Source organism: Treponema sp. (genome assembly GCF_017430385.1).
In the GTDB taxonomy this organism is placed as follows: Bacteria; Spirochaetota; Spirochaetia; order Treponematales; family Treponemataceae; genus Treponema_D.
Genome location: NZ_JAFRNB010000105.1, coordinates 1 through 24,904, shown reverse-complemented (window position 1 = coordinate 24,904; position 24,904 = coordinate 1). Strand labels below are relative to the sequence as shown.

Genomic DNA, 24,904 nt, shown 5'->3' with positions numbered 1-24,904 from the left:
TACCCTCGTAGGGAGTTTCCTTGATTTTCATCGTCACTGGGACCCATTAGTCATTTTTTTGTTTAATCAGCTGTTAATTGTTATGCGTTTTCTCTTGCGAGTTTTGAAATCTCGTCGGCCATTTTTTCGAGCGGAACTTGCTTTTGGACACCGCCCAGCTCGTAAGCAACCTTTGGCATACCGTAAACGATTGCCGTGGCTTCGTCCTGACCGAGAGTCCATGCACCTTGCTTGCGCATTTCGGCAAGCTCAACCGCACCATCTTTACCCATACCAGTCATGATTACGCCCAAAGCCCTGTTCTGATAAACTTTGGCGACAGACTCAAACAGTACATCGGCAGAAGGTCTGTGTCCATTTCGCTGAGGCTCCTGTGAAAGCCGGAGCATTTTTTTTCCAAGATTTGTCTGCTCGACATAGATGTGATAGTTGCCCGGTGCAATATAGATGTTGCCGCTTTCGATTGGCTCATTATCCTCTGCTTCTTTTACATTGAGCGCGCAGATTTTATTGAGCGAATTTGCGAATTCTTTTGTGAAGCCCGCAGGCATGTGCTGTACGACGAGAACTGGCTGCTTTAAGTGCGGGTCAATCATCTTGAATACATCGCGGAGTGCGTTCGGACCGCCAGTTGAAATACCGATCGCAATGACTTCGATTTTGCCAGGTTTTCTTAGAGGTTCAATTACGGCCGGCGCTTTTGGTCCGGAAGATGCAAGGAATGAAGATGTGTTTGCCTGAGAAGCGGCAGATTTGTTCGCAAGGAATTCTTGTGCTTTTTCTTTGCCCATTGCGGTAGCAAGTTTGCGTTCTACGAGACGGTCTGAGCCGAGATTTGAGAAGAAATCGCTTCCTCGAACCTGCTTTCCGTGGCGGCGTGCATAAGAACCACCATAAGAAGCGATAAGTTCAATAAGCCTGTCAGAAACTGAGCTGATGTCGGCAGAAATAGAACCGTTTGGCTTTGTGATGAAGTCGGCTGCGCCTAATTCGAGACATTCGATTGTTACGGCAGCTCCCTTTTCGGCAATGCTCGAAAGGATGATGACAGGAACGTCAACTTTGTTCTGTTTGCGCCAACGCAGGAATTCAACGCCAGTCATTTCTGGCATTTCAATGTCGAGGACGATTACATCTGGCTTAAAAAGAGCCAGTTTGTCAACGAGGAATTTTCCGTTCATCGCTTTGCCGGCGACAGACAAGCCCTCTGTTTCTTCGATAACACGAGAAATCAAATTGCGCATGAGCGCAGAGTCATCACAAATTGCTACTGAAATATCTTCCATGTAAAATCCTCCCTTTGATTGAGATTAGACTTGTTTTTGATACAGACAAGCCCAATCCGTCTTCAAGAATTCAAATTTGGTGTCCATTCCAAACAAACTTTCTGAGTGCCCGATGAACAGATAAGATTTTGGAGCCATTGAATTCCAGAAGCGATCGATTACATTCTTTTGCGCAGGCTCATCAAAATAGATGAGAACATTTCGGCAGAATACAACATCGAGGTTCCTTGCACCTGAATCGTTGCGAAGATTATGGTAATCGAATTTGATAGTCTGCATAAGTTCAGGTTTTACCTGATAGCCGCGGTCATTTTTTGTGAAGAAGCGGTCAAGATATTTTTGCGGAATACCTGTAATTCGTGCTTCGGGGTAGAAACCAGCCTGACCAGTCATAAGACATTTGAGTGAAATGTCAGATGCCGTGATTTGAAATTTGTATGGCGGAGGGAGCACATCTGCGAGAATCATTGCTATTGTGTATGGTTCTTCGCCAGTTGAACAGCCCGCACTCCAAATCCTGATAGTTGTGTCGCCTGTTTTTTTCTTGTTCTCGATAACATGAGGAATTACATAATTTACAAGCGCATCAAAATGCGGCTGGTTTCGGAAGAATCGCGTAAGGTTTGTCGTAACAGAGTCGAGCATGATTTTCATCTCTTCTTTGTTAGACATAACAAGACGATAATATTCTTCGATAGAGTCCAGCTGCTTTTCTCGTAACTTCTCCTTCAAACGGCTGTCGAGAATCGAGCGGTTCGTAGCCGAGAAGGTGATTCCGCTTTCGTCATAAATGACTTTTCGGAACATATCAAATTCTGCATCGGTTAATAAATCTGCCATAGATAATATTATACACCCTTGTTTTTGAATTGTAAATAAAATTAAATTTATGTTAAAAAATCTTTATGGAAAGCAAACAAATTGAAACAAATAAATATTATATGGTAGAATCTTATTCAATAATGAAAAAATCGTACTTCTTGCTGTTTATGATTTCCATGTTGTTCTCATTTTCTTGCTCGCTGAATTACTTGAACGGCGAGAATTCCGAAGACTCAACACCTGAATTCTGCTTTAAAAATGCTTCTTATCAAAAATTCGAGGATAATAAAAAAAAGGTTTCCCTTAAGGCCGAGCAAATGGAGCAGTACAAGATTGACGGAGCTGTGTTTGCCAAAAATGCCAGCTTTGAGACTTTTGATTCGGAAGGTAAGCCTGAGACCGAAGGACAGTGCGATTTAGTTTCAGCAAATACCCAGCGGAAGATTTACACTTTGTATGGAAACATCAACCTCACGCTTCCAAAGCAGGAAATGACAATCTGCGCGGATTCTTTAAATTTCAACAAAAAAACAGAGCAGATTACAAGCGGAAAGACTGGCGAAGTCCGGCTCACCAAAAAAGATATTTCAATGTCAGGCTACGGCTTCAGTGCGAGCGGTGTCAGCAAGTCATTTTCTTTTATCGATACGGTTTCTGGAGTCATAAAGACAAACGATGAAAAGGGCGGTCAAAAAGATGAAAACAACTAGAATCTTCTTTGGGGTGATTTTCCGGCTCTTTTTTATTTTTTCTCTTATCGCGCCTGTGTTTTCTGAAGAAATAAAATTTCAGGCTGATTCGATGACCGGGGTTTCCGGGAGCAAAACCGATGAAACAAAACTTATGGGAAATGCTTTCGTAAAGACTTCTTCCATGGAAATCAAGGCGGATTCAATAACGCTTGACGGTGAAGATTTCCGTTACATTACGGCAGAGGGAAATGTCGAAGGAAAAAATACTGAGACTAAAATGGATTTTTCTTGCGGAAAACTTCGGTTTGACCGTCAGACAAAGCTTGCTCGGCTCGAAGATTCAGTTCACATGGTTGATTTGGAGAATGAGGTAAGCACGGATGCTCAGATTATCGAGTACAATCAGAGCAAAGAAATTGCCATCATGCAGATTGGGGTCAGCCTAAAGCAAAAAAACAACACCTGTACGGCAGCTTTTGCAATTTACCGCAAAACTGCGCAGATGCTTGAAATGAGTGGAAATCCAAAAATCATTCAGGGAGACGATACTTTTCGTGCTCAGGAAATAATTCTGAATCTAAAATCTCAGGAAATTACGCTTTCAGGTCGGGTTTCGGGAACTGTTACTGATTCAAAAAAAGAAGAAGCCAAGGAAGAGCCTAAAGAAGAGACTAAAAATGAAGAAGAAAATCAGAAGCCTGCAGATGGCCTTGAAGAAAAACCAGAACTTCCATCCGTTACGGAAATTTTGAACAGTGATTCCGAAGAAAAGAAAACTGAAAAGGCAGGAGAATAGTCATGAGTGACGAACCGATTGAAAATGAAGTAATGCAAGAAGAAGATTCTCGTGCGGTTTCAGAAAGTCAAAGCGAAAAATCTGAATCTGGACATACTCTAAGGGTAAGTTCTCTTTACAAAGCGTTCGGAAAAAAGAAGGTCGTGCAGGGTGTTGATTTTGAAATGCACACGGGAGAAGTCCTCGGACTGCTTGGCCCGAACGGTGCGGGCAAAACGACAAGCTTCTATATGATAGTTGGATTTTACAAGCCGACTTCTGGCGAGATTTTTCTTGATAACAAAAGAATCACTCCGTTGCCGATGTTCAAGCGTGCCCAGCTAGGCATTTCATATCTTCCGCAGGAACCGAGTGTTTTTAAAAAACTTACTGTCGAAGAAAATATCTGGTCGATTTTGGAGACTCGGCCGGATTTGACCAGAGCCGAAAAAAAGCAGAAACTTGAAGAATTGATAGAAGAATTCGCAATCGGACGAATCCGAAAGCAGCTGGCGTACACTCTTTCGGGCGGTGAGCGACGCCGCACAGAAATTGCCCGTTCTCTTGCGATTGAGCCAAAATTTTTGCTTCTGGACGAACCTTTTGCAGGAATTGACCCGATTGCCGTAGCCGACATCAAGGGCATGATTAAGCTTCTTGCAAACCGCGGAATCGGAGTCCTTATCACAGACCACAATGTCCGAGATACGCTTGAAATCACAGACCGGGCAATCATAGTAAGCACCGGCCAAATCCTGATTCAAGGCACCAAACAAGAAATCATCGACAGCCCCGAAGCCCGAGAAATCTACCTGGGTGAAGGATTTCATATGTAGCGAGCGACGGCGAAGCCGGCAAAACTCACGAGGTGAGTTTTGAGCGAGTCTCGGAAAAATCTGCGATTTTTCCGCGCAGCGAGCGACTGGGCGAAGCCGGCAAAACTCACGAGGCAAAAAAAGAGCTCCCTAAACAGGAAGCTCTTTCGGTTTATCTGGCGTATTCTACGATTCGGGTTTCGCGAATCATTGTCAGTTTTATGCGGCCCGGATAACGAATATCCGTTTCGATTTGCTTTGCAATCTTTTGTGCAAGCTCTTTGACTTCGCTGTCTGGAATCTTCTCGTTGTTGACGAGAATGCGAAGCTCGCGACCAGCCTGGATTGCATAAGCCTTTTCAACACCGTTGAACTTTTCAGCAGTTTCTTCCAAGTTCTCCAGTCGTTTGACATAGTTATCAACCGTTTCGCGGCGTGCTCCTGGGCGAGCAGCTGAGATTGCATCTGCAATCTGGACGATGACAGCCTCGATTGTGTTTGCCTCGACATCGTTATGATGTGCGGCAATCGCATTGATGACTTTTGGATCTTCACCCATTTTGCGAGCCATTTCAGCACCGACTTCTGCGTGGTTCTGGTCAGAGTCGTTCTCAGCACCTTTACCAATGTCGTGAAGAAGGGCTGCTCGTTTTGCAAGCTCCTTGTTTGCTCCGATTTCGGCTGCAAGCAAAGAAGCGATTTCGGCAACTTCTTTTGAGTGAGTAAGAACATTCTGGCCGTAGCTTGTTCGGAAATACAATCTTCCGAGAGCACGAACTCCGTCCTGACTCATATTGTGGATTCCAAGATCGAAGAGAACCTTTTCGCCCTCTTCATAAATCTTCTGCTGAATCTCACGCGTAACTTTCTGAACGATTTCCTCGATGCGGGCCGGATGAATTCGTCCGTCCGTAACAAGTCGCTCAAGTGACTGCTTTGCAATTTCCTTGCGAACTGGATCAAAACAGCTGATAACTACTGCTTCTGGCGTATCGTCGATGATGATGTCAACGCCTGTGAGTGTTTCAAGTGCCCGGATGTTGCGTCCTTCGCGACCGATGATTCGGCCTTTCATTTCGTCGCCCGGCAATGAAACTGTAGTGACTGTTAAATCACCGGTTGTCTCTGTTGCAATCCTCTGGATTGTTGAAATAAGGATTTCCTGAGCTTTTTTCTCGGCTGAAAGCTGAGCATCCTGCTCAATTTTGTTCAAGAGAGCCTGTGCGTCGTGGCGAGCGTCGTTTTCAAGATTTTTGATAATCAAATCTTTTGCTTCTTGTGCCGAAAGTCCAGAGATTCGCTCTAATTCCTTGCGGTACTGTTCTTCCTGAGTGCGAAGCTGCTCTTCACGCTTTTTCATTGCATTGGCACGATCTGTGAATTCGAGTTCTTTTTTATCAAATTCTTCGGCTCGTTTGTCAATCAGCTCTTCTTTTTTGCTGACACGCGCTTCATATCGCTGGACTTCGGCGCGTCGCTCACGATCTTCCCGTTCCTGCTGTTTTCGTTCACGAATGATTTGATCTTTTGCTTCGAGCAAAATTTCTTTTTTCTGTGCTTCTGCTTCCTTTATTGCATCCTGTCTTAAGCGTTCAGCTTTTTGTTCTGACGCAGATAGTTGAAATCTGGCATAACACCATCGAATAATCCATCCAAGAACGATTCCTGCAACCGGGAGACTGATGAACATAATCAAATTCTTGTCCATTTAGACTTCCCCTAGTTTATGAAATCAATTACTTCTATAATACAACAACAGGGCGGTGTTGTCAAATGAAGAATTCCCTTCACTTTTTCGCTAAAATCTGATTTAATTTAGACCGACAATCAAGTATATGGCAAATTCTTATGAAAAACCTGATTTCTGGTCTCGAAAAGCATTTTCGGAGGGCTATCCGGCTCGTTCCGTGTATAAATTGCAGGAAATTGACCAGAAATTCGGCATGATTAAGAAGAATTACAAGGTCCTTGATTTGGGTGCGGCACCGGGAAGCTGGACAACTTTTTTGCTCCGTGCGATGGAGGGCAGCGGTAAGGTCGTTTCGTGCGATTTGAATCCGCTTTCCAAGAGCGTGAAGGGCGACAATCTTGTCTTCATTCAGGGCGACTTGCAGCAAAAAGAAATTTTTGACCAGATCAAGGCGGAAGGTCCGTTTGACCTCGTGGTTTGTGACGCAGCTCCTCTTACAACAGGAAATCGTGTCGTTGATACAGCCCGTTCCCAGGGGCTTGTAAAAATGGCAATCTGGTATGCGGAGACGATGCTCAAGACTGGTGGTAATTTCGCCGTCAAGATTTTCCAAAATGGGGATCAGCAGGCTTTGCTTAAAAAAATGCGTGAAGTTTTCACGACGGCAAAGGGGTTCAAGCCGCAGGCATGCCGCTCGGAGTCTTTTGAAACATACTTGATTGGGTTGGGTAAAAAGTAATGAAAAAAGTTTTTTGGGGATTCAAGGAAACAATCAAAAAAATGTCCGTCAAAAGTGCGGTTCAGTGTTTTTCCGTCACTTTCGGAGTCTGTGCTCTTGTTTTGACTGGCACTGTCGTCTTTGCGAATCGTGCTGTTGAGCCTGAGAATAATGGTCAGGGTGGTTTTGAAAGCCCGACAATCCCTGTTACGGAAGAAGTTTTGGATGGAATCACCGAAACGCAATATCAGAATGTCGGCGGCGAGGCTCTTCCTGTAACTTTTGAAGACACTTACAACCTTTCATACTTTGCATACCGAGTTCGTTCTGGAGACATGATTGGCCGCATTGCCGAGCAGTTTGACATCACTTCAGATACTATCATTTCTGTAAACAATATCCGAAATTCACGCCTTCTTCAGATTGGCGATTATCTTAAAATTCCTACGATGCCAGGAATCCTTTACAATGTAAAAAAAGACGGTGAGACAATTGAGTCCATCGCCGAGAAATACAAGATTGATGCGACAAAATGTTCCGCAGTAAATCATATCGAGCTTGCTTCGGCAATCACAGCCGGTTCCACGGTTTTCGTTCCGGATGCTGAGCTTGACTGGGTTACTCGTCAGGAAATCAACGGTGACTTGTTCCGAAAGCCAATCCGCGCTCGATGGTACCGCTCTTCAAGATTCGGCTGGCGCGCAAGTCCTTTCACCGGTGTCCGCTCTTATCACTCTGGAGTTGACATGGCTTGTCCTACAGGCACAAATATTTACGCCGCTTTGCCAGGAAGAGTAACTGCAACCGGCTACAACTCAACATACGGAAACTATGTAATCATCGCACATCATTCGGGCTACAAGACGCTTTACGGCCACATGAGCGCAATTCTTTGTCATAAAGGAAATTATGTTACTCAGGACACTAGAATTGGCCGCGTCGGAAGCACTGGTATGAGCACTGGTCCGCATTTGCACTTCACTGTTTTCAAGAACAACAAGCAGGTTGATCCTGAAAAACTCTGGAACTAAAGCCTTTAGTTTTTGGAAGAAAAAGAGATTGAAAGAGGAAAAGAAACCTTTGCAAAAGGTTGCGTTTCCTCTTTTTTGTTTTTATAAATTCTGTTACAATGAATTTCCGTTATGAAAAACGGATTTGATAATGAGAAGTATCTGCGGATACAGTCGGAACACATTAAGGAACGGATTGCCAAGTTCGGCAATAAACTTTATCTGGAATTTGGCGGCAAATTATTTGATGATTACCATGCAAGCCGCGTTCTTCCCGGTTTCCAGCCGGATTCTAAGCTCAAAATGCTCATGCAGCTCGCTGATATGGCAGAAATTGTTATTGCTATCAGTGCGGTTGACATCGAAAAAAACAAGGTTCGCGGAGATTTGGGCATCACTTACGACAAGGATGTTTTGCGATTGCGAGATGAGTTCCAGAATCTTGGTCTCATGGTCGGTTCGGTCGTAATCACACATTTTAAAGGTCAGGAAAGCGCAAAGGCATTCAAGAGCAAGCTCAAAAGAATGGGCATCAACTGCTATTATCACTACATGATTGAAGGCTACCCTCAGAATGTCGCATTGATTGATTCGGACGAAGGCTACGGAAAGAACGATTATGTTGAGACTTCACGCCCGCTCGTCGTTGTCACTGCCCCTGGTCCTGGTAGCGGAAAAATGGCTGTTTGTCTGAGCCAGCTTTATCAGGAACAGAAAAGGGGTATAAAAGCCGGTTACGCAAAATTTGAGACTTTCCCAATCTGGAATCTTCCATTAAAGCACCCGGTTAACCTTGCTTACGAGGCCGCAACTGCTGATTTGAACGATGTCAACATGATTGACCCGTTCCATCTTGAGGCTTACGGTGAGACAACAGTAAATTACAACCGCGACATCGAGATTTTCCCGGTTTTGAACGCGATTTTTGAAGGAATTTACGGCGAGAATCCATACAAATCACCGACTGACATGGGCGTAAACATGGCGGGCTATTGTATTTTTGATGACGAGGCTTGTCGTGAGGCTTCAAACCAGGAAATTATCCGCCGTTATTTCACCGCGCTTGACAATTTAATAGAAGATAAAGGAACTGAAAACGAAGTCAACAAGATTGCCCTTCTCATGAAGCAGGCAAAAATTACTCCAGAAGACCGAAAAGTCGTTATTCCGGCAAATGAGCGCGGGGCTAAGGCAAACGCTCCTGCCGCCGCAATCGAGCTTAGTGACGGAACTATCATCACGAGCGAAACTTCAAGCCTTTTGGGAACTTGTGCGGCTCTCATTTTGAATGCCACCAAGCACTTGGCAGGAATAGATCACAAGGTCAAGCTCATTCCTGCAGAAATGATAGAGCCGATTCAGAACATGAAGGTCAATTATCTCAAAGGCAACAACCCTCGTCTTCACACGGACGAAGTTCTTGTTGCGCTCGCAATGCTTTCAAACACAAGCGAGAACTGTAAAAAAGCAATCGAGCAGCTTCCGAAATTGGACGGCTGCCAGGTTCATACAACGGTCATGCTTTCCGAAGTTGACCGAAAAATCTTCAAGAAACTCGGCGTGAATGTCACGATGGAGCCAATTCTTAAAAAGAGCAGGCGAAAATAGCGATGCAGAACACAATTTTTGTTTTCGGACATAAAAATCCTGATACGGACTCAGTGGTTTCGGCTACGGCTTATGCTGCTTTTAAGCATGGACAAGGATATTCCGAGTACAAGGCTTGCAGGGCTGGAAAATTAAATCCTCAGACTGAGTACATTTACAAAAAATTCGGGATTACTCCGCCGGAATTTATCCCGGACATGAATCCGCGCGTTGCTTTCTACATGAACGACAAGGCTGATGTAATCAATCAGATGACTCCGTTCTGGGAAGCTTCTGCTTTCATGCGCGAAAAGGGCCGCAAAGTCTTTCCTGTAGTTGATGATGAGGGACATTACAAGGCTGTCCTCAATTACAATGCGTTTACGAACAAGATTTTCGACATATTGAATCCTGAGCATCATCTTTCGGTTGTCACGAATGTAAATCTGATGAAGGAGACTCTGCAGGGCAAGGTTTTGTGCAAGGGTGATGAGGCTGATGTCCTCCATACTTACACGATTATTTCCGGTGCTTCAAAATTCGACTCGTTCCGCCAGACTTTGGAGGCTCACAGTAAAAAGGAAAGCATTGTCGTCGTTACAGGCGACCGCGATGATATTCAGAATCTTGCTCTTGACCGCCGGGTGCGGGCTTTGATTTTGAGTGCGGGGCGTGTTCCAAGTGATGAAATTATCGAAAAAGCAAAAAAGAGCGGAACAAGCATTATTGTCAGTAAATATGACACGGCTTCAACCTCAATGCTCGTGCTTTATTCGACCCCAGTGCGCGTTCTTTGTGACCAGACAATCCAGCCGGTTAAGCCGGAAGATTCGATTCAGCAGATTATGCCAAGATTGAAGGGCGTCGCAAGCCAGATTCTGCCTGTCGTTGATGATGACAACAAGGTTATCGGTGTTTTGAGTGAACTTGATGTTCATCGCGAGGCAAAAGTCGGGATCGCCCTTGTTGACCACAACGAAAAAACTCAGGCGGTCGATGGATTTGAGAATTACAAGCTTATGGACATCGTTGATCATCACAGACTTGGTTCCGTGAGCACGAAAACTCCGATTACATTCATCAATTTTCCGCTTGGCTCGACTTCCACGATTATCGCAAGGCTTTTCCGCGAGCAGAGCGTTGAGATTCCGCTTGATGTTGCGAAATTGCTTCTTTGTGGAATTTTGAGCGACACTTTGATTTTGCAGAGTGCGACTACGACCAGCGTTGATGTTGATACCGTCAATTTCCTTTCGGAGATGACAGGGCTAAATTACAAGGAACTTGGTGAGGAAATCATCAAGGCCGGAAGCCGGATTGGTGGTCGTTCTTCCGTTGAAGTCATTAATCAGGATATGAAGGAATACAAAGAGGGCAGCGTTACATTCACCGTGAGCCAGATTGAGGTTGATGGTACCGAAGAGGTTCTTGACCGTAAGGAAGAATTCCTTGAAAATCTGGAGAATGAGCGCAATAAGCATGGGGCGATGTTCGCTTCGCTTTTGGTTACGGACATTTCCACGCTCAGCTCTGTCATGCTTGTGGCAGGGGAAGAGAGGTTCCTGCAGTTCCTCAACCTTCCTAAACAGGATGAGCATGTTTATTTCTTGAAGGATGTGGTCAGCCGAAAAAAGCAGCTGATTCCGATGCTGACGGAAATCCTTGGAAATTTCTCTGCATAAACAAAAAAAAGCTTTCGGTATATAGCCGGAAGCTTTTACTTTTTCTGACGAATTTCACTATTTCTTATAAAAAAATTCTCCTTTTTTGGAAAAAATGAAAAAAAGCGTTTGACAAATTTGTTTTTTTGCTCATATACTGATAATGAAAGTTTTGGAAACGGTTCCAAAAACAATCTTAAAGGAGTAACTATGAAAAGAACTAACAAAATCGTATCAGCTCTTGCTGCTGGTCTTATGATGGCTGGAGCTGCGGCAATGTTTACATCTTGTGGTGAGAAAAAGGGAGCTACAGTCCGCTTCCTCAACTTCAAGCCAGAGGTAACTGAGCAGTACAAGACTCTTGCTGCTGAGTACGAGAAACAGACTGGCGTAAAAGTCATTGTTGAGACTGCCGCAAACAATTCTTACGAGCAGACACTCATGTCAAAAATGGCGACAAAAGAGGCTCCGACTCTCTTCCAGATTAACGGACCAAAAGGCTATGCCCGATGGAAGGATTATTGTGCTGACCTCAAAAATACAGAGCTTTACAATCATTTGAGCGACAAATCAATCGCCGTTACTGTCGGTGACGGAGTTTACGGAATCCCTTACGCAATTGAAGGCTACGGAATCATCTACAACAAGGCTTTGACAGACAAATATTTTGCTCTCGCTGAAAAAGCTACAAAATACAACAGCATGGATGAAATCAACAACTTCGCAAAACTCAAGGAAGTTGTAGCTGACATGCAGAAAAATGCTGAGAAACTCGGTGTAAAAGGCGTTTTCGCTTCAACATCACTCAAAGCTGGTGAGGACTGGCGATGGCAGACACACCTTGCAAACCTTCCTGTTTACTACGAATTCAAAACAAACAACACAGACTTGGCTTCTGACGCAACAAACAAGATCGACTTCTCATTCGGCGATCAGTTCCGAAACATCCTCGACCTTTACCTAGACTATTCTGTAGTTGACCGCAAGACTGTTGGTACAAAAACTGTTGTTGATTCAATGTCTGAGTTCGCTCTTGAGAACTGTATCATGGTTCAGAACGGTAACTGGGCTTGGGGACAGATTGACGGCGTTTCTGGAAACAAAGTTCTTCCAGAGAATGTAAAATATCTTCCTATTTATACAGGTGCTGCCGGTGAGGAATCACAGGGCTTGTGCGTTGGTACAGAAAACTTCTTCTCTATCAACTCAACTGCTTCTGAAGCTGACCAGAAAGCTGCCGCTGATTTCGTTTACTGGATGTTCTCTAGCGACATGGGCAAAAACTATGTTACAAACGAATTCCACTTCATCGCTCCGTTCGACACATTCTCTGAGAGCGAGCGTCCTACTGACCCATTGGCAAAAGAAGTTACTGCATGGACTTCAAAACCTGGAATCAATTCTGTACCGTGGAACTTCACTTTGTTCCCATCACAGAAATTCAAGGACGACTTCGGTGCATCTTTGCTCCGCTACGCTCAGGGCTCAAAAGAGTGGAGCGCAGTTGCTAGCGATGTAGTTGCAAGCTGGGCTAAAGAAAGCGCATCTGCTGAGTAATTCAGTAATAATCAATAATTTAAAAATATAGGAATAATAACAGACGGGAGAAACTTATGAGAAAATCTGCACGATACTTTCCGATTTTCGTTCTCCCGACTCTGCTTGCGTTCACTTTGTTCTTCGTGGTTCCTTTCCTCATGGGAATCGGACTCTCCTTTACGAAGTTCACGACTGTGACAAATGCAAAATGGGTCGGGCTGGGAAATTATATTAAAGCTTTTACTTTTGACAAGGAATTTGTCCATGCACTTGGATTTACATCTTTGTTTACTCTCGTCTCGATGGTGACGGTGAATGTAATTTCCTTTTCGCTGGCACTCATGCTTACAAAAAGCATCCGTGGAACGACATTTTTCCGCTCGGTATTCTTCCTTCCGAACCTTATCGGCGGAATTGTCCTCGGTTACATCTGGAATCTTCTGATTAACGGTGTCCTTGCTCATTTTGGCGTGGATATCACTTTCAAAACTCAGTACGGATTCTGGGGACTGGTTTTGCTCACGAACTGGCAGCTTGTCGGTTACATGATGGTAATTTACATCGCCGGCTTGCAGAATGTTCCTGATGAGCTTTTGGAGGCCGCAGAGATTGACGGTGCTCCGGCTCTTTCAGTCTTGTTCCATGTTAAGATTCCGATTGTAATGCCGTCAATCACAATCTGTACTTTCCTTACTTTGGCGAACACTTTCAAAATGTTTGACCAGAACCTTGCCCTTACGGCGGGAGCACCAGAGAACAGCACGGAAATGCTCGCTCTCAACATTTACAACACATTCTATGGCAGGACGGGCTGGCAGGGAGTCGGTCAGGCAAAGGCCGTAATTTTCTTCCTTATTGTAGCTTTGCTTGCGTTCTTGCAGCTTAAATTGACCGGTAAAAAGGAGATGGAGCAATGAGAAACAGAAAAACTGAAAACACGACAAGCATATTTTTGATTCTGCTTTCGGCAGCTTTCCTTATCCCGATTCTGCTGGTTCTTGTCAATTCTTTCAAGTCAAGGCTTTTTATTTCGAGCAATCCGTTTGCCATTCCGCGCGGAGAAATGTTCGTTGGATTTACGAATTATATTGCAGGCCTTACAAGTTCTGGCTTCTTCCTTGCGTTCTTGCGCTCGGTTTTTATCACTTTGATGTCAGTCGGTCTGATTCTTGTATGCACTTCCATGACATCATGGTTCATCGTCCGCGTAAAAAATAAATTTACTCGCGGTCTTTACTATCTTTTTGCGTTCAGCATGATTGTTCCTTTCCAGATGGTAATGTACACGATGACTTATATCGTAAATATCTTGAATTTCGACAATGTGGTTGGAATCAATTTTGTATATCTTGGATTCGGCGCGGGGCTTTCAGTCTTCATGTTCGCTGGATTCATAAAATCAATTCCCTTGGATATTGAGGAAGCTGCTGAGATTGACGGTTGTTCACCTTTGCAGACATTCTTCCTTGTAATTTTCCCAGTTTTGAAACCGACGGCAATCACTGTCGCGATTCTTAACGCAATGTGGATTTGGAATGACTATCTTCTTCCATATCTTGTTCTCGGTACTGATGATAAAACCGTTCCTGTCGCAATTCAGATTGCAATGCAGGGTGCTTACGGTGCAACGGATTACGGCGGATTCATGGCTATGCTTGTCCTTGCCATAATTCCAATTATCGGCTTCTATTTGTTCGCCCAGCGATATATAATCAGCGGCGTAATTTCAGGAGCTGTAAAGGGGTAATTTTATGACAATCCGGGACATTGCGAGAGAATGTGGAGTAGGGCTTGGAACTGTTTCACGGGTACTTAACGGTCAGCTTGGAGTTAAGGAATCAACCCGTGAGAGGGTTCAGGCTGTTATCGATAAATATGGCTTTGTCGTCAATCAGAATGCGAGGCTTTTAAAAGAACAGGACAGAAAAACAGTCTATATTCTTGTAAAAGGAACCTCAAACATCATGCTTAATTCGATTCTGGAAATCATTCAGAAAAGATTTGAGGGGCTTCCTTACAATACAAGCGTCGTGATTCTTGATGAATATGACAACGAGGCCCAGGAAGCGTGTCGGATTTATTACGAGCAGAAACCACTTGGAATGGTATTTTTGGGCGGAAACCCGGATATATATAAAGAAGATTTTACAAAAGTTCAGATTCCGTGCGTCGTGATTGCAAACCAGGCGCATGAAGTCGAGAACAAAAATCTTTCGAGCGTAAGTACAGATGACACTGAGGCGACTGCTTTCTTGGTCGAGCATCTTATAGAGAATGGTCATACAAAAATCGGCGTGATTGGCGGTGACATGAAAAGTTCTGAGGTAACAAGATGCCGTTATGAGAGTTTCCTTGCCGTCATGAAAAAACATAATCTTCCTTTTGATTTTGACAAAAATTATTCAGTGGCTAAATATTCATTTGAGGGTGGGGCAAAGGCCGCAAAGGAGCTGATGGAAAAATCTCCTGGGCTGACTGCATTTTTTACGATGGCTGATGTCATGGCTATTGGTGCCGTGCGCAGCTTGAATGATATGGGCTATTCCGTTCCGAAAGACATATCCCTGACAGGATTCGACGGAATTCCTTTGGCAGATTATTGCACTCCGAGAATTACGACAATCCGCCAGAAAATGGAGCTTCTTGCTCAGCAGGGAATTTCTGCTTTGCTTGAATGTATTGAATCGCAGGAAAAAAGCACGCATATTCTTCTTCCTTTTGAATTTATCAGGGGAGAAAGCGTGCGAAAAATAAATTAATAAAGTTAAACAAAAAGGATTTAACTATGGCTATTCTTAACAAACGTGCATCTGGAGTTTTGATGCATATTTCGTCATTGCCGGGAAACACCGGGATTGGAACTTTAGGCAAGTCTGCTTTTGATTTTGTTGATTATTTAAGTGAGGCGGGACAGACTTATTGGCAGATTCTTCCGATTTGTCCTACAGGATACGGGGATTCTCCGTATCAAAGCTTCTCGACTTATGCAGGAAATCCATATTTCATCGATTTTGACGAGCTTGTTAAGGACGGCTATTTGAATTATTCGGATTTTGAGCTGATTAGCTGGGGTAGCAATGAAAGTGTAGTCGATTACGGCTTGTTGTACCAGAAGCGAAAAACAGTTTTTAAGATTGTTCAGAAGAATTTTTTCAAGAAGGTTCCGAAAGATTACAATGAATTCTGTGATGAAAATTCATTCTGGCTTGATGACTATGCCGTGTTCATGTCTATAAAGGACAGTTTCGGCGGAGTTGCGCTTTCAAAATGGAACGATGATCTTCGTTTGCGAAAAGCTGAGGCTGTAGATGCTTTTACGGCCAGCCACAAGGAAGAAATTGCGTATTACAAGATGCTCCAGTATTTCTTCTTCAGACAGTGGAATCGTCTTAAAAAATATGCAAATTCAAAAGAAATAAAAATAATCGGAGATTTGCCGATTTATGTTTCTGCTGACAGTGTTGATGTATGGGCTTCACCTGACAATTTCGCGCTTGATTCGGCTCTTCGTCCTGTCGAGGTTGCGGGATGTCCGCCTGATGGATTCTCTGCAACTGGCCAGCTCTGGGGAAATCCTGTTTATAATTGGGAACATCTGAAATCTACAGGCTATGAGTGGTGGAAACGCCGGCTTGAGAAAACTCTTAAGATTTATGATGTTATCCGAATTGATCATTTCCGCGGATTCGAGGCATATTATTGTATTCCTGCTGATGCTGAAACTGCTCAGAATGGTGTCTGGCGGCCAGGTCCTGGAATGGATTTGTTTACTGTCGCAGGCTTACAGGACAAGCCGATTATTGCCGAGGATTTGGGATTTTTGACGGACGGAGTTCGTGAGCTTTTGAAGGCGACCGGCTTCCCTGGAATGAAAGTCCTTGAGTTCGCATTTGATTCTCGTGATGAGAACGATTATCTTCCAAAAAATTACACTGAGAATTCTGTCGTTTACACAGGAACTCATGACAACGACACAATTTTAGGCTGGTCACATACTGCTCCGAACGCGGATGTCGAGAATGCCCTGAAATATTTTGAAATTGACAACAAGAGTGCGCTTGTGCGTGCCATGATGAATGCCGCAATGGAAAGCAAGTCGAACACTTGTATTCTTACCATGCAGGATATTCTCGGAAAAGATTCTGATGCCAGAATGAACATTCCGTCTACTTTGGGCGGCAACTGGCAGTGGCGTGCAACCGAGACCGAGCTTGCCGCAGCAGACTGGAAATGGCTTAAGCAGACAACAGAAGAATATGGTCGTCTGTCAAAGAAATAAGGAAAGTGCTGATTAACCTTTTCGTGATTAATCAGCGTTTTCTGATGCTATTCCTTCCATTTAGTGTATTTTTCACATTCAAGGATTTTTCGTGCATTTTCTACTCGTTCCTGAGTCGGGCTTTCAGCCTTTTCAAGCGGGTAGGCGATGCCCAAATCCTTGTATTTATTGATTGCAAGTCCGTGATAAGGCAAAATCTCCACGCGCTCGACATTGCTTAGCGTGCGGATAAAATCGCGGGTCTGCGTGAGATATTCGTCGTTGTCAGTGATTCCCGGAACAAGAACATGGCGAATCCAGATTGGCTTTTTGATTTCGTCAAGGTAAGCGAACATTTCGCGAACATTTTTGCCTGAGCAGCCGGTGAGTTTTTTGTGCTCTTCTTCGTTGATGTGCTTGATGTCTACGAGCAATGTGTCCGTTACTTCCATGAGATTCTTGAACTTCTCAAACCATTCGCCTTCGCGTTTGAAAGGTCCTCCAGCCGTGTCGATGCAGGTGTTGATTCCGCGCTCTTTTGCCTTTGTGAAAAGCTCAATCAAAAAATCTATCTGAGCAAGCGGCTCTCCGCCAGAAACTGTGATTCCGCCCTTTTTGCCCCAGTAATCCCGGCAGCTCTCCGCTTCGTCCAAAAGCTCGTCTGCGGTGTAAAGCTTGCCGCGAGTCATTTCCCAAGTGTCAGGATTGTGGCAGTAAAGGCATCGGAAAGGACACCCAGAAAAGAAAATAATAAATCGTACTCCAGGTCCGTCAACTGACCCAAAAGATTCCAGCTGATGAATATATCCCTGCAAAGTCATGATTAGCACCTCTGAATTATAAAAACCGAGCATGATTCGTTGTAACAAAATCACGCCTGTCTATAAAAAAGAAAGAAAATCTATAAAAAAAGAGGCGTAGTCGGGGTTCTGACAAAAAGTCGCCCCTACGAGCATAGCTCTTCGGGAGAATCGCTAAAAACTCACCTCGTGAGTTTTTGCCCCGCAAGCGGGGCCGCTCCCTATGAACTTGTTCACCGCGACTTTTATGGCAGGTCCTCGACGGGAGCCCCTTAAATAAAAAATTTGCCGCACGGATGCGGCAGAAAAGCAAAGAGAGAAAGTTCTGTTTGCCTTTAGGTGAACAGAACTTTCTCGTAGGAATAAAAATTACAGGATGTGATTTTTATTCCAGTATTACAACGAAGCGTGGCAAGTACGAGCGATAACATCGTCCTGCTGCTCTTTTGTAAGGTTGATGAAGCGAACTGCATAACCAGAAACGCGTACTGTGAAGTTAGCGTACTCAGGTTTCTCTGGGTGAGCCTGGCAGTCCTTGAGCTTCTCTACGCCGAAGACGTTTACATTCAAGTGGTGTGAGCCGCGTGAGAAGTATCCGTCGAGGACGTTTACGAGGTTGTCAATTCGCTCGTTCTCATCGTGTCCCAAAGCAGACGGGTTGATTGTCTGTGTGTTTGAGATACCGTCGAGAGCGTAGTGATATGGAAGTTTTGCAACAGATTTGAGGGATTTGATAAGGCCCTTTGTCTCTGCGCCGTAAGCTGGGTTAGCTCCTGGAGAGAATGGCTCGTGAGCCTTTCGTCCGTCTGGGAGAGCACCAGTTGCTTTTCCATAAACAACGTTTGAAGTGATTGTGAGGATAGATGTTGTTGGCTCTGCGTTGCGGTATGTCGGATGCTTCTTGATTTTTGTCATGAATGTCTTCAAGAGCCATACAGCGATGTCGTCAGCGCGGTCATCATCCTGGCCGTAGCGTGGGAAGTCTCCGTCAATCTCGAAGTCTTTTGCCAAGCCTTTCTCGTCACGAATTACGCGGACTTTTGCATATTTGATAGCAGAAAGTGAGTCAACAACGTGAGAGAAGCCTGCGATACCAGTTGCGAATGTTCGTTTAACATCTGTATCTTCGAGAGCAAGCTCAGCTGCCTCGTAGTAGTATTTGTCGTGCATGTAGTGAATAGCGTTGAGAGAGTTAACATAGATGTCAGCGAGCCATTCAAGCATTGCGTCATACTTAGCAACAACTTCGTTGTAGTCGAGGTACTCAGAAGTGATTGGTGCATATTCTGGACCAACCTGTGCGTATGGTGTGAGACCGTCGCCCTCGTCTTTTCCGCCGTTGATAGCGTAGAGAAGTGCTTTAGCCAAGTTAGCACGAGCGCCGAAGAACTGCATTTCTTTACCAGTCTGAGTTGCAGAAACACAGCAGCAGATTGAGTAGTCATCACCCCAGATTGGGCGCATAACATCGTCGTTCTCGTACTGGATAGAAGATGTATCGATAGAAATCTTTGCAGCGTATTTGCGGAAAGCTTCTGGCAATCTCTTTGAGTAGAGAACTGTCATGTTTGGCTCTGGGCTTGGGCCCATGTTCTCCAATGTGTGGAGGAAGCGGAAGTCGTTCTTTGTTACCATTGAGCGGCCGTCCTGTCCCAAACCACCAACTTCGAGAGTAGCCCAGATTGGGTCTCCAGAGAAGAGCTGGTTGTAAGACTCGATTCGTGCGAAGCGAACCATGCGGGCCTTCATAACGAGATGGTCGATGAGCTCCTGAGCCTGTGCCTCAGTGATGATTCCAGCCTTCAAGTCGCGCTCGATGTAGATGTCGAGGAATGTTGAAACACGACCGATAGACATAGCTGCACCGTTCTGTGTTTTGATAGCTGCGAGGTAGCCGAAGTAGAGCCACTGAACAGCTTCTTTTGCGTTTGTAGCTGGTTTAGAAATGTCGAATCCGTAGATTTTAGCCATTTCTTTCATGCCGTTGAGAGCCTTGATCTGCTCTGCAACTTCTTCGCGGAGGCGTACAACTTCTTCTGTCATTGTTCCGTCGCCGATGTTAGCGAAGTCAGCCTTTTTCTGCTCGATAAGGAAATCGATACCGTAAAGAGCAACACGGCGGTAGTCACCAACGATACGACCGCGGCCGTATGTATCAGGCAAACCTGTCAAGATGTGAGCTTTGCGTGCTTTGCGAATCTCTGGTGAGTAGATGTCAAATACAGCGTCTGAGTGTGTTTTGTGATACTGTGTGAAGATTTTGTGGAGCTCAGGATTTGGTGTGTAGCCGTACATTTCGCATGACTGCTCTGCCATTTTGATTCCACCGAAAGGCATGAAAGCGCGTTTGAGAGGTTTGTCAGTCTGAAGACCTACGACCTGCTCAAGCTCTTTTCCCTCCGGGCAGATATAGCCTGCACCGTGTGATGTAAGGCCTGTAACGATGTCTGTGTCCATGTCGAGAACGCCAGTTCGTTTTTTGCCGTCTTTGCCGATAGAAACTTTGTCATGCTCTGCTTTCTGAAGCTTCTGAAGCTCTGCGAACAATTTGTTTGTTGCGTCTGTTGGACCAGCCAAAAATTTCTGGTCGCCGTCATACGGTGTGTAGTTTTCCTGGATGAAGTCGCGTACATTTACTTCCTCTTTCCAGAGCCGTCCGTAGAATCCTTTCCAGGCTTCCTGTTCTGCCATAAAAAATCTCCTTAGTGTGTTTATTTGAAATCACTTGGCAAAGATACAGCCTGAAAAGCGCATGGGCACACCGAAACACAAAAGTTCCAGAAGGAAAGAGAAGTGAATGGATGTAACCAAAACTGACTTAAAAGGGCTTGTATTTTCCAAGCAATGTCTTGTTTGTTATAAATAATATAACGGAAATGTTAGACTTAGACAATAGAATTTTGAAAAATAGTGTTTTTATTTTTGATTCAATGTAAAAGTGCACTAGATATAGTGTTATAATAGCTAGAAGTTAAGAGTTAGCAGTTGGGCGCATCCCTTCGGGTCGGGTGTTCCGCACTTCGCTAACGCTCATTCCTGCACTCACTTCGTTCGTTTCGGAACTGCTTCGCAGGTGCTCCATACCCTTGCGCGAAAAAAAACGGCAGGACTGAAATGTACTTCGAATCCTGCTGCGATTATAACTATAGAAATTGCCGCACAGGGATGTGCGGTAAATGTTATGAATCCGAAAATCCAAGGATTGAGCACTTGGATTTTCGTGCTCATTTGGATTTTCGGTTCGATTTATTTTACCTTGCCGTCCTTGTATTTTTCGACAGAAAGGAATTTGCCTTCAGCTCCGATTTTCTTTCCGTCAAGCTGAACGAAGCCGTCCTTTGTGCAAAGTCCCATTTCGGCGAATTTGTCTGCCTTAACGAAGCACATTTCTGCGACATCTTCAGGAACGCACTGTCCTTCCGGCTCCAAGATTGTGCCTGGCTCGAACTGAGGCGCGAAAATCACTTCGCAAGTGTCTTCGGCTGTGTTCGGGTCGCTTGCAGCAAGAAGCATGCCGTTTGAGCGGACTCCGCGGAAGTTAGCCGGCTTGAGGTTGTAAACGAGGACGATGTTCTTTCCGAGAAGTTCTTCCGGTTTGTAGAATTTGACGATAGAGCTTACAATCTGGCGTGGCTCTGCGTCGCCTGTGTTGAGAGTAAGGATGTAAAGGAATTCACCGCCCGGGTGCTGCTCAACCTTTTCGATTTTGCTGACTTTGAGGATTACACGGCGGCTGAATCGCTCTGCCAGTGGAAGCTGGTCGATTTCAGCTGGAGTAAGCTTTTTGCTCGATGCTTTTTTTGCGAGTTTTTCTGCAGAAACGGCATCAACTGTTGAGAGAAGTTTTGTAAGCTTTTCTTTTCCGATGATTCGCATGAAGCTTCCCAAACGCGGGCCCTGGTCTTTTCCGATGAGGGCTGTGTAAAGGGCAAGAAAGAGTTGTTTTGCGTCCAGTCCCAAAGCTGTTGCGACATCGTAAATTGCCTGCTGGCAGTCCTTGTCGGTCTGGAAAGTGTCGATTTTTGGAACGACATCAGAAAGAACTTTTTTGACAGCAGCTACCATGTCTTCGGCGAGCTGTGCACGGCTTCCTTCTGCACGGAGAGAGAAACACATGTCAGGAGCGCAGTCAGGAGCAGATTCATTAATCCAGTACCATGCGCAGGCAGCTCTTTTTCGCAAAGTTTCTTCCTGCTCAGGCTTAACGTCGCCCAAAGACTTGATTACGGCATCAACGTCTCCAGAATATGTCTGGAGCAAAGTTGTGAGCAGGCGGAACGGAACCTGATACGGCATTACTTTTGGCATCTCGCCAATCTGAGAAAGCTCATAAAGACGTTTTTCGCGGAGAAGGAGCTGTTCTCGTTTAGCCGGATCCTTTTCTTTTGGCTCTTCAACGCCCCAGACCAGTCGCTCTGTGCGGTCGTAAGCCTCGTAGATTGTGATTACATCGAGGTCGAAGCTGATTGAGAATTCATGGTCAACTTTGTTTGAAGCGAAGATGTATCGCAAAACTTCCGGCTGATAAACTTCAAGGGCATCAACCAGAGAAATTACCTTTCCTTTTGAAGAAGACATTTTGCCAGGAACGCCCTTGAGCTTAACGAAGTCGTATTTCATTGTGACAGGCGCATCCCAGTTGTAAAGGCGTTTTGAGACGAGTTTTGCAGTGTCGTAGCTTCCGCCCGGAGAAATGTGATCTTTTCCGCCCGGCTCAAAGCAGACTTTTTCTTCGTTCCATCTCATTGGCCAGTCAACGCGCCAGCCCAGCTTGAATTCTTTTGATGTGCGAAGATCGCCCTTTTCGACATGACCACAAGCGTTACACTTGTAAGTGATTCCATATTCGCCATCGTATTCGAGGATTTCTGTCTCGTCTTTGTTGCACTTGCAGCAGAAAGCGGCTACAGGCCAGTAAACGTCACTGTCCTTCATTTTGTGCTCGTCGTCGCGGTATTCGTTGAGACAAGCTTTGATAACGTCCCGCTTCTGCATGGCGATTTTCATGCCCTCTGTGTAGCGGTTTGCACGGTAGCGGCTTGCCTGATACAAAAATTCCGGGTGAATTCCGACTCGTGGAAGCTGAGTCTCAATATCGACCTCATGGTGGCGCGCATAATTTTCGTCGCGGCCAAAAGTGTCCGGAACCATTGTGATTGGGTAGCGGAGGTATTTTTCAAGAATCTCTGGTTTTGGCATATTTCCAGGAACTTTTCGGAATACATCGTAGTCGTCCCATGAATAAATGAAGCGGACGTTTTTTCCGTGGTCGCGCAATGCTCGTACAACCAGATCAACCGTGATAATCTCGCGGAAGTTACCGATATGAACAGTGCCTGAAGGTGTGATTCCCGAAGCACAAGTGTATGAAGGCAAATCGCCCTTCTGTTTGATAATTCGTTCAGCCTGCTGGTCAGCCCAGTGGCATAATTCTTTAGGGTCTCGTGACATAAAGATTCCTTTGATATTCAGATTTTTCAATATTATAGTAAAAAACGGCATCTTAGACAATGAAGGGTAAAAAATGACGATGCCTTATCAAGATAGTAAAAATCTAAAAATTTTTAGTCCTTTTCATCAGCTCATTGTATAAATAAATGTAAGGCAAATACAGCGCGGCTTAAAAAGCCAGACCGTAAAAGGAAAATCTTCAGGGAATCCCACGAGCTGGAAAGCTCCAGATAAGAGTAAAATAATGCAGGAATAATTTAAGCAGGCGTTGCGGGCGGCGTTTGAGCCCGCAGGGTGGGTAGGGCGCAACGAAGTGCGAACGAAGGGCGGTGCTCCGCCCTTTTTTTTGTCCGTAAAAAGCTATACTGATACGAATATGCGTTGAAATGACAAAATTATTGACTTTTTTTTTTTTTTTTATAATGGAACTGTTCATTTCATTAAAAAAAAAGGAGTAGAAAATGAAAAAACTTTTTGCGATCGCAACTGTCGCTTTGGGACTTGCCTTTATGTCATGCTCATCTTACCGACCGGTTTCAGCTGGGGCAGGTAGTGTAGGAGCTAAGCACGGTGAAGCTACTGCTGCAAAACTCTTTGGATTCATTCCTTTGAGCAGCGACAACACAATGCTCAAGGCTGCTCAGAACGGTGGTATCGAGCACATTGCCACTGTTGATCAGAAATATTTCTCATTTCTCGGTCTTTACACATCAGTAACAACAATCGTAACTGGAGACTAATTCATAGAATTCCTCCGTTTAAAAAGATCTGTATGAAGCGGAAAACTGTCCGGTTCGTACAGGTCTTTTTTTTGCGAATTTGCAAATTGTCCGCTTATTTATTATAATAAAGTTAAAATTAAGACTAATTAAAGAGGTTTTTATGAAACGCATTCAAAAAATTCTGTTTTTAACGATTCTGACTATTCTTATGTTTTCTTTTGCCGGCTGCAGAAGAAGTGAGAAAAAGTCTTTTGTCTGCTGGAATGACTGTGAATCCCTAAGTGCTCTGATTGAATTTGTGGAAGATGTCACCAACGAAAAATCGCCTAACTTCATTCCTCAAAAAGACCGGATTGCCACATTTGATATGGACGGAACTTTTTTGGGCGAGTTGTATCCTACATATTTAGAGTACAATATGCTTGAATACCGTGTTCTTGAAGATCCTTCTTACAAAGGAAAGGCTTCTGAAAGCGAACTTGAGGCCGCCAATGCAATCAGGGATTTTGTAAGAAGTGGCAAAAAACTGCCGCCGCATTTTGACATGATTCATGCACATGCCGCTGCAAAAGCCTATTCGGGAATGAGCATTGAAGAATTTGATTCTTACGTCAAAAAATATTGCGAAAAGTCTCCGAACGGCTTTACCGGCATGAACTATTTCCAATCATTTTATAAACCGATGCTGGAAGTCTTTGACTATCTTAAGAGCAAAGGTTTTACTTCGTATGTCGTTACAGGTTCAGACCGCTTTATTGCTCGTGCACTTGTTTCTTCTATTAATATAGAGCCAGAAAATGTTATCGGAATGGATGTTCTTTTAAAATCCAGCAATCAGGGGGACGTAGAAGGCGTAAATTACACTTACACAACTGATGAGCAATTGCTTAGAACAGACACGCTCCTTATCAAAAATCTCAAGACAAATAAGGTCAAACAGATTGCACAGGAAATAGGAAAAGTTCCGGTACTTTCTTTTGGAAACAGTGGCGGGGATGCTGCAATGCACAATTACTGTCTTTCAAATCCAAAATATAAGTCATGTGCTTTCATGCTGATTGCCGATGATGACGAAGAT

Annotated in this window: 20 protein-coding genes and 1 pseudogene; 14 read left to right on the top strand and 7 right to left on the bottom strand. The window is 44.5% G+C overall.

The features are described from left to right. Nucleotides 1-80 precede the first annotated feature (80 nt). Together IJJ71_RS07355 and IJJ71_RS07350 are read right to left on the bottom strand one after the other, a co-directional pair. Entirely contained in the window at nt 81-1,286 is a 1,206-nt protein-coding gene (locus IJJ71_RS07355) for a protein-glutamate methylesterase/protein-glutamine glutaminase (protein ID WP_296846180.1), read from the bottom strand. A 24-nt stretch (nt 1,287-1,310) separates the two neighbouring features. Then, nucleotides 1,311-2,126, bottom strand: a complete 816-nt coding sequence (locus tag IJJ71_RS07350) for a CheR family methyltransferase (RefSeq protein WP_296846179.1) — start codon at nt 2,124-2,126, stop codon at nt 1,311-1,313. Between the two features lie 122 nt (nt 2,127-2,248). Between IJJ71_RS07350 and lptC the strand changes: the two genes are divergently transcribed. Genes lptC through lptB form a run of 3 tightly spaced genes read left to right on the top strand, consistent with a single transcriptional unit; the run spans nt 2,249 to nt 4,411 of the window. Then, nucleotides 2,249-2,818, top strand: coding sequence for an LPS export ABC transporter periplasmic protein LptC (gene lptC, locus IJJ71_RS07345; RefSeq protein WP_296846178.1), 570 nt, complete (start codon nt 2,249-2,251; stop codon nt 2,816-2,818). Then, nucleotides 2,805-3,596: an LptA/OstA family protein gene (locus tag IJJ71_RS07340; RefSeq protein WP_296846177.1), complete on the top strand. Its 792-nt coding sequence runs from the start codon at nt 2,805-2,807 to the stop codon at nt 3,594-3,596. The genes lptC and IJJ71_RS07340 overlap by 14 nt, the downstream gene beginning before the upstream one ends. Before the next feature lie 32 nt (nt 3,597-3,628). After that, nucleotides 3,629-4,411 carry an LPS export ABC transporter ATP-binding protein gene (gene lptB / locus IJJ71_RS07335; RefSeq protein ID WP_486389618.1) on the top strand — a complete coding sequence of 261 codons (783 nt, stop codon included), beginning with the start codon at nt 3,629-3,631 and terminating at the stop codon, nt 4,409-4,411. A gap of 151 nt (nt 4,412-4,562) precedes the next feature. Here lptB and rny read toward each other — a convergent pair whose 3' ends face one another. Next, on the bottom strand, nt 4,563-6,098 hold the full coding sequence (gene rny / locus IJJ71_RS07330) for a ribonuclease Y (RefSeq protein WP_296846175.1): 1,536 nt from the start codon (nt 6,096-6,098) through the stop codon (nt 4,563-4,565). A gap of 127 nt (nt 6,099-6,225) precedes the next feature. On the opposite strand from rny, the gene IJJ71_RS07325 reads away from it, so the two are divergent. From IJJ71_RS07325 to malQ, 9 genes are all read left to right on the top strand, one after another. Continuing rightward, nucleotides 6,226-6,819: an SAM-dependent methyltransferase gene (locus IJJ71_RS07325; protein ID WP_296846174.1), complete on the top strand. Its 594-nt coding sequence runs from the start codon at nt 6,226-6,228 to the stop codon at nt 6,817-6,819. Continuing rightward, nucleotides 6,819-7,829, top strand: a complete 1,011-nt coding sequence (locus tag IJJ71_RS07320) for a M23 family metallopeptidase (protein ID WP_296846173.1) — start codon at nt 6,819-6,821, stop codon at nt 7,827-7,829. The genes IJJ71_RS07325 and IJJ71_RS07320 overlap by 1 nt, the downstream gene beginning before the upstream one ends. Nucleotides 7,830-7,940: 111 nt before the next feature. Beyond that, nucleotides 7,941-9,416, top strand: a complete 1,476-nt coding sequence (locus IJJ71_RS07315; RefSeq protein ID WP_296846172.1) for a DUF1846 domain-containing protein — start codon at nt 7,941-7,943, stop codon at nt 9,414-9,416. 2 nt (nt 9,417-9,418) lie between these two features. After that, nucleotides 9,419-11,077, top strand: a complete 1,659-nt coding sequence (locus IJJ71_RS07310; protein WP_296846171.1) for a putative manganese-dependent inorganic diphosphatase — start codon at nt 9,419-9,421, stop codon at nt 11,075-11,077. Between the two features lie 189 nt (nt 11,078-11,266). Next, nucleotides 11,267-12,613 carry an ABC transporter substrate-binding protein gene (locus IJJ71_RS07305; protein WP_296846170.1) on the top strand — a complete coding sequence of 449 codons (1,347 nt, stop codon included), beginning with the start codon at nt 11,267-11,269 and terminating at the stop codon, nt 12,611-12,613. Nucleotides 12,614-12,669: 56 nt separating this feature from the next. Continuing rightward, nucleotides 12,670-13,512, top strand: a complete 843-nt coding sequence (locus IJJ71_RS07300; protein ID WP_296846169.1) for a carbohydrate ABC transporter permease — start codon at nt 12,670-12,672, stop codon at nt 13,510-13,512. Then, complete coding sequence (locus IJJ71_RS07295; RefSeq protein WP_296846168.1) at nt 13,509-14,342, top strand: carbohydrate ABC transporter permease; 834 nt, start codon at nt 13,509-13,511, stop codon at nt 14,340-14,342. The genes IJJ71_RS07300 and IJJ71_RS07295 overlap by 4 nt, the downstream gene beginning before the upstream one ends. A gap of 4 nt (nt 14,343-14,346) precedes the next feature. Then, nucleotides 14,347-15,354 carry a LacI family DNA-binding transcriptional regulator gene (locus IJJ71_RS07290; RefSeq protein WP_296846167.1) on the top strand — a complete coding sequence of 336 codons (1,008 nt, stop codon included), beginning with the start codon at nt 14,347-14,349 and terminating at the stop codon, nt 15,352-15,354. A 26-nt stretch (nt 15,355-15,380) separates the two neighbouring features. After that, on the top strand, nt 15,381-16,874 hold the full coding sequence (malQ, locus tag IJJ71_RS07285) for a 4-alpha-glucanotransferase (RefSeq protein ID WP_296846166.1): 1,494 nt from the start codon (nt 15,381-15,383) through the stop codon (nt 16,872-16,874). Between the two features lie 47 nt (nt 16,875-16,921). Here the strand turns inward: malQ and pflA are convergent, their stop codons facing one another. The 4 genes and pseudogenes from pflA to lysS form a co-directional block, all read right to left on the bottom strand. Further along, the gene (gene pflA / locus IJJ71_RS07280; protein ID WP_296846228.1) at nt 16,922-17,674 is read right to left on the bottom strand and encodes a pyruvate formate-lyase-activating protein; all 753 of its coding nucleotides are present in this window, start codon (nt 17,672-17,674) and stop codon (nt 16,922-16,924) included. A 375-nt stretch (nt 17,675-18,049) separates the two neighbouring features. Beyond that, nucleotides 18,050-20,344 carry a formate C-acetyltransferase gene (gene pflB, locus IJJ71_RS07275; protein WP_296846165.1) on the bottom strand — a complete coding sequence of 765 codons (2,295 nt, stop codon included), beginning with the start codon at nt 20,342-20,344 and terminating at the stop codon, nt 18,050-18,052. Between the two features lie 555 nt (nt 20,345-20,899). Continuing rightward, a complete protein-coding gene (locus IJJ71_RS07270) occupies nt 20,900-21,376 on the bottom strand; it encodes a hypothetical protein (protein ID WP_296846227.1) in 477 nt (158 codons plus the stop codon). A 117-nt stretch (nt 21,377-21,493) separates the two neighbouring features. After that, nucleotides 21,494-23,104: pseudogene (gene lysS / locus IJJ71_RS07265) on the bottom strand (lysine--tRNA ligase); the annotation flags it as partial. 461 nt (nt 23,105-23,565) lie between these two features. Here lysS and IJJ71_RS07260 point away from each other — a divergent pair. Then, nucleotides 23,566-23,844 carry a TRL domain-containing protein gene (locus IJJ71_RS07260; RefSeq protein WP_296846164.1) on the top strand — a complete coding sequence of 93 codons (279 nt, stop codon included), beginning with the start codon at nt 23,566-23,568 and terminating at the stop codon, nt 23,842-23,844. A gap of 142 nt (nt 23,845-23,986) precedes the next feature. After that, nucleotides 23,987-24,904, top strand: a 918-nt coding sequence (locus IJJ71_RS07255; RefSeq protein ID WP_296846163.1) for an HAD family hydrolase, incomplete at its 3' end; no start/stop codon positions are given.